Source organism: Spirosoma sp. KNUC1025 (assembly GCF_045160025.1).
In the GTDB taxonomy this organism is placed as follows: domain Bacteria; phylum Bacteroidota; class Bacteroidia; order Cytophagales; family Spirosomataceae; genus Spirosoma.
In genome coordinates, this window is record NZ_CP087139.1 from 3,663,611 (window position 1) to 3,677,060 (window position 13,450).

Sequence of the window (13,450 nt, forward strand, 5' to 3'; positions counted from 1 at the left end):
TCCGTAAAATTTACGCTTTTGAGTTTTGTTCAAAATTTTCGCTAAATAGTCTGGTAAATTCCGATGATAAACGGTATTCCTAATCCTCTTCGCTGGCTGGTCGGCACTACGTTGATCGGCCTTTTGGCTACTGGTCTATGGTCGTATGTGGCCGTCAAAGACCCTGACCGCATTCTTGTGTTTAGCAAAACAGCTGCATTTCGTCATGCCTCCATCGGCGCGGGTCAGAAAGCGCTCTTTCAACTGGGTAAGGAGAAAGGCTTCGTTGTGGATACCACGGAGAATGCGGCCCGATTCAACGAAGAAAATCTGAAACGCTACCGGGCGGTTGTCTTTTTGAGCACGACCGGCGACGTATTGAATCCACAGCAACAGAATGCTTTTGAACGATATATCCAGGCCGGTGGGGGGTATCTGGGCATTCATGCCGCCACCGATACGGAATACGACTGGCCCTGGTATAATAAATTGGCCGGTGCCTGGTTTGCCAATCACCCCATGCCCGACAATGTGCAGAAAGGTACGTTCGTCGTCGCGGATAAAAAGAATCCGGCCACGAGTTTCCTGCCGGAGCGCTGGGAGCGGGAAGATGAATTTTATTCCTTTAAAAACATCAGCCCTGCCCTGCATGTGCTGTTGACCATTGACGAGAAAACCTACAAAGGGGGCACTAATGGCGACAATCACCCGATGGCCTGGTATCAGGAATTTGAGGGTGGACGTTCATTCTACACGGCGGGTGGCCACACCGATGCTACGTTCTCGGAACCCCTGTTTTTGCGGCATCTGGGTGCGGGCTTACACTACGTAATGGGGGGCGACTCACCGAAGCCGCTCGATTATACGAAGGCGAAAACGAAACGGCTACCCGAAGAAAACCGGTTCTCAAAAGTGGTACTGGCTGAGAAGCTTAACGAGCCAATGGAACTGGTTGTTTTGCCCGACAGCCGCGTTCTGTTGGTTGAACGCAGGGGAGATGTTAAACTCTTCAGCCCGACGACCGGCAAACTGAACGTAATTGCCCACATTCCGGTGAATACCAAGGTTACCGATAAGGAAGGGAAAGTTGGTGAGGATGAAGGCGGCCTGTTGGGGATAACCAAAGACCCGAATTTTTCGCAGAATCACTGGCTCTATCTGTATTACTCCCCGGAAGGCAAGGAAGCCAAAAATAGCCTGGTTCGCTACGAATTAAAGGGCGATGAGCTGGTGATGAGTTCTAAAAAAGTTATCCTGGACGTAGCGACGCAACGCGAAATCAGTGGTCATGCCGGTGGCTCGCTAACGTTCGATTCTAAAGGGAATTTATACATCTCAACCGGCGACAATATCAATCCGCAGCAATCCAATGGCTATAGTCCGTCGGATGAGCGTCCGGGTCGTTCACCATTCGATGCCCAGATGACCTCGGCCAATACGAATGACCTGCGTGGCAAAGTCCTTCGTATTCACCCCGAAGCTGACGGTACCTATACGATCCCGGAAGGCAACCTGTTTCCTAAAGGAACTTCCAAAACCCGTCCCGAAATTTACACGATGGGGCACCGCAACCCGTTTCGGATTTCGGTGGATGCAAAAACCGGTTTCCTATACTGGGGAGACATCGGTCCGGATGCCTCTCAGCCCAAGGAGGAGCGGGGACCAGCCGGGCAGGATGAAGTTGGACAGGCCAGAAAGGCCGGTAATTACGGCTGGCCTTATTTTGTCGGCGATAATAAACCATACCATCAATACGACTTCGCTACTGGCCAGTCGGGACCGTTATACGATCCCGCAAAACCGATCAACAAATCAGTCAACAACACGGGGCTAAATGAGCTACCGCCCGCCCAAAAAGCCTTTATCTGGTATCCATACGCCGAATCGAAGGAATTTCCGCTGGTAGGATCGGGTGGTCGGTCGGCGATGGCTGGTCCGGTTTATTACAAAGATCAGTTCGGCTCTGCTAAACGGCCTTTCCCGGATTATTATGATGGCAAACTGATTACGTATGAATGGATGCGTGGCTGGCTCATGGCCGTTACGTTGGATAAAGATGGCAACTACCAATCGATGGAGCGGATAATGCCCAGCTATAAATTCTCCAACCCGATGGATATGGAGTTTGGTCCAGAGGGTGATTTGTATATGCTGGAGTACGGTAGCGGCTGGTTTACGCAAAACGACGATGCCCGGCTGATACGTATCGAATACAACGGCGGTAACCGCAAGCCCCAGGTACAGGTAGCAACTTCCAAAAAAGGCGGATCGGTCCCTTTCAAGGCCCAACTTTCGTCGGCCGGTACGAAGGATTTTGACAACGATGCCCTGACCTACGTCTGGACCATAACCCCTAAAGGAGCAGGTGCGCCCCGAATTATCAAAGAAGCGAACCCCACTATTACGTTCGACAAAGCCGGAATTTATAAAGCCACCCTGACCGTAACGGATGCCAAAGGTGGGAGCAGCAGCCGGTCGGTGGAGATTATGGCGGGTAATGAGGAGCCTGTACTGACGTTTGAAACCAAAAACAGCAACCAGACTTTTTTCTTTCCAGGAAAACCGTTTTCCTATGAAGTGAAAGTTCAGGATAAGGAAGATGGTAGCCTAGCTAGCGGAAAAATCAAACCTAATGAAGTTGCCGTTACCATCGATTATCTGGCTGAGGGCTATGATCTGGCAGCGATTGCTCAGGGACACCGTAGCGCCGATGAAGTGGCTCAGGTCGGCAAGGGACTCCGCCTGATCGAGGGGAATGACTGCAAAGCCTGCCACAGCATCGAGAAGAAATCGGTAGGGCCAGCCTATCAGCAGGTAGCGCTTAAATACAAAGGGGAGGCCGGTGCAACTGAACGTCTGGCTAAAAAAGTAATTTCCGGAGGCAGTGGTTCGTGGGGAGAAGTAGCCATGAGTGCCCATCCCCAATTGTCTCAGACTGATGCGCAGGAAATGGTTTCCTATATTTTAAGCCTGGCCGAAACCAAACAGGCCGCCCCTTCTCTGCCCGTAGCGGGAAGTTATACCATGAACGTACCGAGCGGGGATAAAGGCGAAGGCCGTTATCTGGTCCGGGCTGCGTATAAAGATAAAGGCAGCCAGGGCATACCGGCAATAACCGCAGAAAAAACACTGCTGCTACGTAGTGCCAGGATGCCCGCCGGAAAAGCGGATAAGATTGACGGCGTGATGAAATATGGCACCGTTATCATTGCGTCGGTGAAAGGGTCGAATATTGGGTTTAGTAATATTGACCTGACCAGTATCGACCAGATTAAGTTTACCGCTACGGCTCCCAAAGCCCAGTTAAATGCAGCGGGTGGTGTTATCGAGGTGCACCTGGATGAACCTACCGGAAAGCTGATTGGTCAAACAGATTTCATTGGTGCTGCCGACGGAGCAAGTTTAACCAGTATGCCGCCACCAGTGGTTGCTAAACTGTCGGGCGTAACGGGAGAGCACGATGTTTATCTGGTCTTTAAAAACGATAAAGCTCCCGCAGGCCAGGCTCTGTTTGTCCTTATAGACCTGGAATTTCAAACGGCTCAGTCCGCGAGCAGTAATTCAAATCCGTCCGTTCCCCAGTCCGCTACGTCATCAGGCCCGTCGGCCCAGGATTTGGATGCGTACGCAGGAAAATACAAAATGACCGGGTTGCCTTTTGAATACATCGAGATTATGCCCAAAGCAGACCGCCTGCACATAATTGCGGGTACCAATGAAGCGGATCTTACCCCTGGTTCTGAAGCCGATGAATTCAAAGGCGATAGCAATACGGTGTTCAAATTCGGTCGGGATACCGACAGAAAGGTCACGTCAGTAACGCTTCAGGTGCAGGGAATGACCTTCAAAGGGACTAAATAATCATACGCTTTTACCAATTATAAAACCAAGTTTCACCTAAAAACCAATTGTTACAATGAAAAAAGTAAGCCTGTTTCTGTTCATCTTCTTCCTGGGCATTTGCGTAAAGGGATTTTCTCAGGCCACTCCACCAACCGACTTCTTCGCGGGCAAATGGGAAATCACCATAGTCGGCACACCCGAAGGTGATGCCAAAATGGTCACTGAGCTGGTCCGAAAAGACGGGAAGCTGACCGGAGAACTGAAAGATCCAACTGGTACAAGACCCGTTACGCCGATTACAAAAATCGAAGAGGCCGCGGATAAACTCTCGATTTTTTTTGATACGGCGCAGGCTGGCGTAATTTCTATTGAGCTGGCTAAAGTGGACGATGAGCATTTGAAAGGATCGTTGATGAACATGTTTGAATCGACAGCACTACGTGTGAAGTAATCGCCTGATAAGCTTTTGTGGCTTTTGCCAGACATCGGAAGGGCGGTTGTTTACTGCCGCCCTTCCGATTAATTCGGATTTCAGCTTTAGAGATTATAAATCGGTAGGAGAAACAGAATAGACTATGCGGCTTTTAACTCATCGCGGAAAAATCCACATTCGTCGGTCTGATGTCGGCACTCATCACCTTTGATTTTCAGGGGTGTAGCTTTTCAGTCAACTTTGTTTCATCAAAACACGATAAACAAACATTTACTGACTAAAGCCATGAAAAAAATACTGATGTTGATGCTGGGTCTAGCCGTTGGAACCGCATCGTTCGCCAACCCCACAACGCCCCAAGCTACCACCCAAACTCGTGTGGTGATGACAGCTGATCATAAAATCAAGCTGTTCGTACAACCTCTTCAGGCCAAAGGCCAGCTGGCGATTGTAGATGCTACGGGTCAGCCGGTTTATAACTCAGCCGTATGGCTCCAAAAAGGGCTGAGTCGGCAGTTTGACTTTTCGAGTCTGGGCGCAGGTACGTATCAGCTAACACTGAAGGTGGGTAACGAAACCGTCGTGAAGAAGTTTGTGCTGCAGGCCAATCCCAATGAGAGTTTTGTGGTGCAGGAATCGTAGTCGTATTGACTGAAAAGCTGGCCTTGCATTGAGGAACCCATTAACCACGAATCCGACGAGCTTTATTCAAAGCAGCTCGCCGGATTTTTATATATGAGTCGATGAATGCAGATGAGAGAGTGTTCCCAATTCGATTGGTGCACAAACACCAGTTTCTGTTAATAAAGCCTGATATTCAGAATCATTCCTTTTACAAACAAGTAACAATGTAATTATACGGGCTTCTTTGGGAGCCGAATAAACCCTTTATCCCTACGACCAATTCAATCATGAAAAAAATTACATTTCTGGCCTGCATGCTTCCGGCTTTAGCATTTGCGCAGCCTTCAGCACTCCAAAAAGGCTTCCAGACTACACCCAACACGGCCAAACCCCGTGTATGGTGGCACTGGATGAATGGCAACATCACTAAAGAGGGCATCACCAAGGATCTCGAGTGGATGAACCGGGTTGGTATTGGTGGGTTTCAAAACTTCGACGCCAGCCTGTTTACCCCTAACGTAACGCCTAAAAAGCTGGTATTCATGACACCGGAATGGAAAGATGCCTTTAAGCACACCACTGATCTGGCTCAGAAACTTGGCCTTGAAATGGCCATTGCGGGTTCGCCGGGCTGGAGCGTAACGGGCGGCCCCTGGGTGCCTGCCAGTGATGCCATGAAAAAATACGTCTGGTCGGAAACGCGGGTTACGGGTGGTCAGGCTTTTACGGGTAAACTCCCCCAGCCGCCATCCACAACGGGTAAATTTCAGAATGTTGGGCTGGCTCCCGATATGCTGAGCAATACGAACGCGGCAAGCGCACCGGCGGCCTATTATGCTGATGCGGCTGTAATCGCTTACCGCCTACCGGCCAACGAAAAACCTGTGGCATCGATGAACCCAAAAATTACGTCAAGTGGCGGTACGTTTAGTCTGGCCGAACTGACCGATGGCGACCTGGCCAATGCCAAAATGCTGCCGCCAATGGAAGTCGGGCAGGATATGTGGATACAGTATGAGTTCGATAGTCCGCAGACGATCAAGGCGTTTACCATCGTGGGGTCGGCTGCGGCAGGCGAACTGGCCGAATTCAGAGGAATGCCCGACAACCGGATGCTGAAAGTAAGCGACGATGGCGTAACCTTCCGGGATGTTGTCATTATTCGGGGCAGCACAGTTCCGCAAAGCACAATGGGAATTCTGCCGACGACGGGCAAATTTTTCCGGTTTACGTTTAAAACCGAGAAGCCCGAGGGTAATCCATTTGCCGCCATGATGGGCGGCAGTGCTGAACCCGGAAAACCGCAGGGCGTGCCCGTAGCCGAACTGGTGCTGCACAACACTGATCGCGTCGACCTGTTCGAGCAAAAAGCGGGTTTCAGCGCCTGGCAGGAAACCACTCACTCATTGGTAAAATCCGGCGCCGACGCCATTCCAACTCAGGACGTAGTGGATTTGACGGCCAGGATGAGTGCCGACGGTACGTTGAACTGGACGGCTCCGGTAGGTAACTGGGTAGTCATGCGATTGGGCTATTCGATCACGGGCAGAAAGAATCACCCGGCCTCTCCCGAAGCTACGGGTCTTGAAGTCGATAAGCTTGATAATGTGGCCGTTAGAAAGTATATCGATACGTATCTGGACATGTACAAAGATGCTACCGGAGGCCAGATGGGCGCCAAGGGGCTGCAATACATGGTGCTGGACAGCTACGAAGCGGGCCACATGACCTGGACCAAAACGATGCCCGAAGAGTTTCTGAAACGACGTGGTTACGACATTAAGCCCTGGCTTCCAGTGCTGACCGGTCGTGTGGTGAAAAGTGCCGAAGACAGCGAGAAATTCCTATGGGATTTTCGCAAGACCATCGGTGAACTGATCGTCGACAATCATTACGACGTGATTGGTGATGCACTGCACGCCCGCGGCATGAAACGGTACACGGAATCGCATGAAAATGGCCGGATTTATCTGGCGGATGGCATGGACGTAAAACGTAAAGCCGAGGTCCCCATGTCGGCCATGTGGACGCCGGGCAGCCTGGCGGGGGGTGGCGAGGAAGAGGTACGTAGCGAAGCCGATATTCGGGAAGCGGCTTCGGTCGCGCACATTTACGGGCAAAATCTGGTAGCGGCCGAGTCGATGACTTCCATTCAAAATGCGTTTAGCTGGCATCCCGAAAAACTAAAGCGCACAGCCGATCTGGAAATGGCGTCGGGATTGAACCGCTTTGTAATCCATACGTCGGTACACCAGCCGCTTGACGACCGGAAACCCGGCTTTTCGCTCGGTCCATTCGGGCAGTATTTCACCCGGCAGGAAACCTGGGCCGAGCAGGCAAAACCCTGGATGGACTATCTGGGCCGGAGCTGCTTTTTATTGCAACAGGGGAAGCCGGTTGTAGACGTGCTGTATTATTACGGCGAGAACAACAACATCACGCAGGCATTTTCCCAAAAGTTACCTGCCCTTCCAGCCGGATATGCGTTTGACTTTGCCAACTCGTCGGTGGTGAAGAATGCACTACGTGTTGAGAGTCAAAAGATTGTGGCATCCAGTGGGCAGACGTACCGCCTGATGGTGCTGGATTCTTCGGCAAGAACAATGACTCTGCCCGTTCTGAAAAAATTAGGGGAACTGGTTAAAGCCGGTATGCACGTAACGGGGGTCAAACCCGAACGCTCCCCGAGTCTGAGCGATAACCAGGCGGAGTTTACTACGTTGGTGAGCCAGATCTGGAGCAATCCGAACGTATCGACGAAGCCGGTAGAAATTGTGCTGAAAGAGATGGCCATTCAGCCGGATGTGGATATTTCCGGAGCGAAATCGAAGATTCTCTACGTACACCGCCAAGCTACAGATAATGATCTCTATTGGCTCGACAACCGTAGTGAGAATCCAAACGAAGCCACCGTCAGCTTCCGGGTGACAGGCAAAGTACCGGAATTGTGGAACCCCCAGACGGGCAAAACCTCAACCGTGTCGTACCAGATCAAGGATAGTCGTACCATTATACCGCTTACGTTCGAGTCGTGGGAAGCTTACTTTATTGTTTTCCGCGAGAAAGCGACGGTAGCGTCGTACACTAAACCTGCTGTGACAGAGTCGCCCGCTGCCAACGTAACGAGTGCCTGGACGGTGACCTTTCAGGAGGGGAGAGGGGCTCCTCAGAACGCTACGTTTACCAACCTGGCTTCCTTGACTGAAAATGCCGACCCGGGTGTCAAATATTTCTCAGGCACAGCGGCTTATATGAATACCATTAGCGTACCAACCGTGTCTAAAAACGCGTCGTACATCCTTGATCTGGGTGATGTGAAAAACATTGCTGAAGTAATCGTCAATGGCAAAAATGTTGGGACAGTCTGGAAGAAGCCTTTCCGCATCGACATCACCGAAGCACTGAAGGCGGGTGCCAATACCGTGCAGGTAAACGTCACGAACCTGTGGGTCAATCGCCTGATCGGCGACGCTCAACCTGGTGTCACCAACAAGATTACCTACACGACCATGCCTTTTTACCGTGCGGATTCGCCCTTGCTGCCATCGGGTCTGATTGGACCGGTTCGCCTGCTGAGCGCAACACCGGCGGCATCAATGGCTGAAGTAAAGCGGTAGAGGTCGTTTTATAAAAGCGGGGTAAATGTCGGTGGGGTCAGGTTCTCAAACCTGACCCCACCGACATTTACGCGTAAAAGGTATGTGCACCTATGTTATTAAGGCACAATGATTTCAGTTGCCTACCATACCTACACTGGCATTACGGTAGAATATGATTGTCGTAGGCAAAGGTTATCAGGTGAGAAAGGCTCTTAACCCCAAAGCGTTTATAGAGCGGCAATATTCTTTTTTCGACCGCAGACTGTGAGATGTTAACGTGAGCGGCTATCTCTTTGAACGCAAAGCCTTTGGCTACCAACGCCAGCGCCTGTTTTTCTTTTTCTGAAATAGCATAATGCCGGAACAACTCTTTGTTCAATTCGTCTTCAAATTCTGAAATATCTGGGCCGTAAGCGGCATAGCGCATAATAGTACCCAAGGTTATGCTATGGTTTACCTGATTTCGACCGATCATTTCCGTTAATTGACCGTTCTCGGCTCGAAAAACGCCAACTTTTACGATCAGGGGGATGGGCGTACCATTTTTATGTATCTTCTTAAGCTCAATCTGAAAACTATACTTCTCTAAATTCTCTGATTTTTTGAAAATAAACTTCAACGCTTTGTCATTAAGCTCCATAGAAAACTGAGCATATTCTGAGGAGGTGCTATTGACAATTGTCGACAGGCTTATTTCATCATCTTTATACCCAAGAATCTCCTCCCAACCATCAGCGTAAAGCAATCTGTTTTCCTTGAACGAATAGATATATATAGCTTCCTCAGGAAATCGCTGAATTGTTTGTTTAAAATACCTAGCCTGCTCACTCGACAAATCCGCCGGCATATCCGAAATGATTTTATTCGTGTATTCACCGGGTGCTTGCATGATAAGCTAAAGGTTAATCTCGACTGCACACAAATTCTACCTGTGAATTTACTCAGTTGACAAGGCCATTGCAAGGTAATACATTTGTTTTCAGTAAATTATAGGGAGTATAACTCATTTTAACGATCAATCTCTGCGCACATAACCGGATTCTTCGACGGCTGTTTATGCAGAAGTTACCCGCACTGTTGGACTGATGTAAGATGCGTTGCTAACCGTACGAGTTAGCCGGGTAGCTCCGATACAACCTATATTTTTTTCACACCATTTCCTCTGAAACAACTATGAAACAGATTACAAGGTTATCCTTCATGGTTGGCATAATCGCCACCTTCAGTGCTCAGGGTCAGACTGTTAATCGGTCTGATATTCGTACTGAACTTCGAAATTACATAATGGACGTGCGACTCACTGGTCAGAAAGGGCTACAATCGGGCGCGCTGTTCGACCTGACCGATTCCACTCTGATCCTGGCTCCAGTACATGGCCTGAAAGCTAGGATTAGGGACTTAGCTCGTCAACATGGGGGTACGTTGCCACCCACTGATTCACTCGCGCTGGTTTTCCCCTTACGGACTTACCGGTATGCTGATATTAGCCGGTTAAGCCTGCACCGTCGGGGGCAGGCAGGGAAGGGTTTTCTAATTGGTGCTGGTTTAGGGGTCGTTCTGGGATTTATTCAAGGTGGTGATACGTCAGGCTTTATCCAACTGCCGGCAAGCGCGTATGCAATCGGCTACGGCCTGGTACTTTCTTCAGTCGGGCTGATCATTGGGGCAGCCAGCGTCAAAACTGTGAATGCCAGAGAGCAGTCAATTGCTACGGAAGTGCCCAAGCGATTTCAACGGTTCACCCTTGTCGAACAACTTAAACAAGCTAACGTATTCACACCATGAAAGCCCTCTATTTGCTGTTGTTACCGCTGGCAACCCTGGCTCAGAATAGCCTCCTACCGCCACCGGAGCCAAGTGTGCAGTCGTTTGGTCGCCCCTGGACAGTTTCATTTTCATTAGTAGGCTGGCAAAGTTTCGGGCCGACTACGACCATTGTTGAGTCGATGAAACAAAGTGGATGGACGTCTACTGATCCGGGCGGTTGTTTCTTCGGCTGTGTTGGTCCGACCAATTTCCCGCGTGTAATTAAAAAAACACGGTTTGATATAGAGGCCGGCTACCAAACGTCCCCCCGGCACGGCTACCTGGTTAGTCTGGGGCTGCCCTTTGCCACCGAGATTACGGGCCGTACACCCGGTGGCCTTTACCTGTATTTGCAAAGCCGAATCTATTACGGTTCATTTCGCTGGGCCTGGTTTGGGCTTAAGAACCGGGTCGTTGGCAGTGTAGGGCCAGCTTTATTTTTAGTACAGGATTTTGAGAAAGGGGGCGCTCGGACGAGTTCCCGGCATAGTCAGCTACGTCCTGGTGTGCATGGAGCTGGACAGGTTCGGCTGGTCAACAAACGAACCTGGCTGCTGGCGGTCAAGGTCGATGCCCGAATAGGTCTACCGGCCTCTACGGGGACTTATGAGCAGGAGACCTTTATCTATCCACCCCAGGGTGGCGCTCAGCAGACGACCTTCAGGTTTTCCGCCGAACAACTGCCCACGTTTCATATAAATCTGGGGATGCAGATTGGTTTTAAATTCCTGTAGCCTACGCAGCCTTTATCAGTATGAACTCTGCCCCAACCTACGGAATAACGGATAAACGTACAGCTGCTAATGCAGCTAAGCCTAAATAGTAAACTGGCCATTGCAAAAGCGGATCATACGTAATGATCAGAATTGGTGTGATCATTCAGCTTTACAACGGCAGATAATCAATCTCCATAAAATCGATTACCTCCGTTAACCAGTGCTGTTCGATAAAGGCCTGATGGAGCGGATGCTGGTTATACTGATCGTAAACAGCCTGATTGACAAAGACCATTGACAGGCCGAACGAAAACGGATTCTTAGGGCTGACCTGGCGCAGACAAACAAATTGCTCGACGCCGGGAATGGTAGCCAGTTGCCGGGCAGCGTCAAAAAATGCCTGTTCCTGCGTACTGCCAGGCGTATGTTTTAGATTAAAAATGACGCTATGCTGGATCATAAACCGACGTGTTCTGGTGGCAAAGGATACGTATTGGTATGGAACTGAACAGGGAAAGTTTAACGCCCTAACCAGTCCTTGAATTCCGACAGGCGACTCATGCTCACAAACACTTCATGGCGGGAAGCGGGTTGCAGATCGAGTTTAAGTTTGCCTGCGGAATAGGCATGGATGCTCTGGATTGCGTTTCTGGCAACGATAAACTGTCGATTTACGCGAAAAAAATGAGCGGGATTAAGCTGGCCTGATAACTGATCCAGGCTGAATTCGAGTGGAAGCAGTTGCCCATTCTTCGTGATCAGAAACGTTGCTTTCTCTTCCGAATAGAAATAGGCAATATCCGCCACCTCTACGCTATGAATCCGGGTGCCGATACTAATCATAAATCGCTCTTTGTAGCTGGCGGACTGCGGCTGTTGCATAAACGCCAGGAGCGCATTCAGATCGGGCATTGCCGGTTGGTTACGTAGCGTTTTGAATTTTTCCATAGCCGCTACCAGCTCTTCATAATCAACGGGTTTGAGCAGATAATCAATGCTGTTGACCTTGAACGCCTTGAGCATATACTCATCGTAAGCGGTGGTAAAAATAACCGGTAGGTTAAATTTGATCTGCTCAAAAATACCGAAAGCCAGTCCATCCTCCAGGTGAATGTCCATAAACACCAGATCGACTGGTGGATGCTGTTGCTGACTAAACCAGTCGACAGCCTTTTTTATGGACGGTAATTGCAGAAGCACACGTATCGTGGGGTCATACCTGTTCAGTAATCGCTCCAGTTGGCGGGCCGTCCGATCCTCATCTTCAATGATGACAACGTTCATGGTAATAGGGGGATTTTGACAACAAAGGTGTCGCCCTCCTGACCATACCCAATGGTCAGGTCTGTAAGCAGGGCGTAGCGATTTATAATGTTCTGTAAGCCTACACCAGTCGATGGTTCGGGGCGGTCGCGGGGCTGCCACGGATTTTCAATAATCAGCCTGTCGTCCTGGCAATACATGTGCACACGGAGGGGCTCGTCTACCGACATACGATTGTGTTTTACGGCATTTTCGACCAGCAATTGAAGCGATAAGGGAGCAATCCGGTACTGGCTCTGCTGGGCGGGTGTAACGTCAATAACGACATCGAATTTGTTTTCGAACCGTATCTGGAGCAGAAAGGTATAGGCTCGAATGAAGTCCAGTTCGGTTTTCAGCGAAACCAGTTCCTGATCGCGTTGCTCAAGAATATAGCGGTAGACTTTAGACAACTGCTTTATGTATTGCTCGGAAAGGTCAGCGTCTTCGTGCACCATCGAGGTGAGAATACTCAGGCTATTGAAGAGGAAATGGGGGCTAAGTTGATTCTTCAGTGCTTCAAACTGACTCAGTAAAGCGGCTTTTTCCAGTCGCTCCGCCTTTAGTTGAACATCTTTCAACTGCTGAAACGCTCTCAAATTGATCATCAGATAAAACGCAGACAGCATGATGACAATGGAAAAGACGTTATTGGCCCGCTGAATGTAAGCCATCACTTCCGGTGGAAACGGTAGCGTTTTGGATTTAGGGACTAAGGAAGGCCAGATGGTACGTACTACGAACGACAAAAAATCGAGCGTCAGATGGAGCGCCTGGGTGTAAAGAATGGCGAGAATAAGCGAAATGACTAAGGTCGTCAGAAGGGATAGACCACTAAACTCGCCCAGAAAATCTTTTTTGAATAAACGAAACAACAGCCCCTGACACCAGTCGGCGGCTGTAATCCAGCAATAATACAGGAGCAGGTTTATGAGGCTGAAAGCTGCGACAAAAGGTAGAATTCGCGTAATGGCTTCCCAGTTACGCGCCGACTCCGGCAAATTGGCGTATAACAGCAAGGGGGAAAAAAGGCCGAGCAGATAAAGGGCTAGTTGCCACTTTTGTCTCGATGTAAGCCGACTATACATGAGTGGGTTTTGGGTCACAACAACTAAAAGGCCCCAGCCAGGCTAGATATAATGACCAAC

General features: G+C 49.8%; 10 protein-coding genes. 6 read left to right on the forward strand and 4 right to left on the reverse strand.

From position 1 onward, the window contains the following. Positions 1-63 precede the first annotated feature (63 nt). From LN737_RS15990 to LN737_RS16005, 4 genes are all read left to right on the forward strand, one after another. On the forward strand, positions 64-3,840 hold the full coding sequence (locus LN737_RS15990; protein WP_405510791.1) for a ThuA domain-containing protein: 3,777 nt from the start codon (positions 64-66) through the stop codon (positions 3,838-3,840). Positions 3,841-3,895: 55 nt separating this feature from the next. Then, on the forward strand, positions 3,896-4,273 hold the full coding sequence (locus LN737_RS15995) for a hypothetical protein (RefSeq protein WP_405510792.1): 378 nt from the start codon (positions 3,896-3,898) through the stop codon (positions 4,271-4,273). 267 nt (positions 4,274-4,540) lie between these two features. Beyond that, positions 4,541-4,897: a T9SS type A sorting domain-containing protein gene (locus LN737_RS16000; RefSeq protein WP_405510793.1), complete on the forward strand. Its 357-nt coding sequence runs from the start codon at positions 4,541-4,543 to the stop codon at positions 4,895-4,897. A gap of 269 nt (positions 4,898-5,166) precedes the next feature. Next, on the forward strand, positions 5,167-8,496 hold the full coding sequence (locus tag LN737_RS16005) for a glycosyl hydrolase (RefSeq protein ID WP_405510794.1): 3,330 nt from the start codon (positions 5,167-5,169) through the stop codon (positions 8,494-8,496). 142 nt (positions 8,497-8,638) lie between these two features. On the opposite strand, the gene LN737_RS16010 is transcribed toward LN737_RS16005, so the two are convergent. Beyond that, on the reverse strand, positions 8,639-9,367 hold the full coding sequence (locus LN737_RS16010; protein ID WP_405510795.1) for a LuxR C-terminal-related transcriptional regulator: 729 nt from the start codon (positions 9,365-9,367) through the stop codon (positions 8,639-8,641). A gap of 284 nt (positions 9,368-9,651) precedes the next feature. Here LN737_RS16010 and LN737_RS16015 point away from each other — a divergent pair, with 284 nt between their 5' ends. Both LN737_RS16015 and LN737_RS16020 read left to right on the forward strand, forming a co-directional pair. Then, positions 9,652-10,263 carry a hypothetical protein gene (locus tag LN737_RS16015; RefSeq protein ID WP_405510796.1) on the forward strand — a complete coding sequence of 204 codons (612 nt, stop codon included), beginning with the start codon at positions 9,652-9,654 and terminating at the stop codon, positions 10,261-10,263. Then, positions 10,260-11,018 (forward strand): hypothetical protein, encoded by a 759-nt coding sequence (locus LN737_RS16020; RefSeq protein WP_405510797.1) that lies wholly within the window; start codon positions 10,260-10,262, stop codon positions 11,016-11,018. The genes LN737_RS16015 and LN737_RS16020 overlap by 4 nt, the downstream gene beginning before the upstream one ends. A gap of 151 nt (positions 11,019-11,169) precedes the next feature. Here the strand turns inward: LN737_RS16020 and LN737_RS16025 are convergent, their stop codons facing one another. Genes LN737_RS16025 through LN737_RS16035 form a run of 3 tightly spaced genes read right to left on the reverse strand, consistent with a single transcriptional unit; the run spans position 11,170 to position 13,390 of the window. Further along, the gene (locus LN737_RS16025; protein WP_405510798.1) at positions 11,170-11,460 is read right to left on the reverse strand and encodes a Dabb family protein; all 291 of its coding nucleotides are present in this window, start codon (positions 11,458-11,460) and stop codon (positions 11,170-11,172) included. Positions 11,461-11,519: 59 nt separating this feature from the next. After that, a complete protein-coding gene (locus LN737_RS16030; RefSeq protein WP_405510799.1) occupies positions 11,520-12,284 on the reverse strand; it encodes a LytTR family DNA-binding domain-containing protein in 765 nt (254 codons plus the stop codon). Next, positions 12,281-13,390, reverse strand: coding sequence for a sensor histidine kinase (locus LN737_RS16035; protein WP_405510800.1), 1,110 nt, complete (start codon positions 13,388-13,390; stop codon positions 12,281-12,283). The genes LN737_RS16030 and LN737_RS16035 overlap by 4 nt, the downstream gene beginning before the upstream one ends. Positions 13,391-13,450 lie beyond the last annotated feature (60 nt).

What these genes read in the sequence shown, in the direction of transcription:
- LN737_RS15990 (WP_405510791.1), top strand. Translation starts at nt 64, where the DNA reads ATGATAAACGGTATTCCTAATCCTCTTCGCTGGCTGGTCGGCACTACG.
- LN737_RS15995 (WP_405510792.1), top strand. Translation starts at nt 3,896, where the DNA reads ATGAAAAAAGTAAGCCTGTTTCTGTTCATCTTCTTCCTGGGCATTTGC.
- LN737_RS16000 (WP_405510793.1), top strand. Translation starts at nt 4,541, where the DNA reads ATGAAAAAAATACTGATGTTGATGCTGGGTCTAGCCGTTGGAACCGCA.
- LN737_RS16005 (WP_405510794.1), top strand. Translation starts at nt 5,167, where the DNA reads ATGAAAAAAATTACATTTCTGGCCTGCATGCTTCCGGCTTTAGCATTT.
- LN737_RS16010 (WP_405510795.1), bottom strand. Translation starts at nt 9,367, where the DNA reads ATGCAAGCACCCGGTGAATACACGAATAAAATCATTTCGGATATGCCG.
- LN737_RS16015 (WP_405510796.1), top strand. Translation starts at nt 9,652, where the DNA reads ATGAAACAGATTACAAGGTTATCCTTCATGGTTGGCATAATCGCCACC.
- LN737_RS16020 (WP_405510797.1), top strand. Translation starts at nt 10,260, where the DNA reads ATGAAAGCCCTCTATTTGCTGTTGTTACCGCTGGCAACCCTGGCTCAG.
- LN737_RS16025 (WP_405510798.1), bottom strand. Translation starts at nt 11,460, where the DNA reads ATGATCCAGCATAGCGTCATTTTTAATCTAAAACATACGCCTGGCAGT.
- LN737_RS16030 (WP_405510799.1), bottom strand. Translation starts at nt 12,284, where the DNA reads ATGAACGTTGTCATCATTGAAGATGAGGATCGGACGGCCCGCCAACTG.
- LN737_RS16035 (WP_405510800.1), bottom strand. Translation starts at nt 13,390, where the DNA reads ATGTATAGTCGGCTTACATCGAGACAAAAGTGGCAACTAGCCCTTTAT.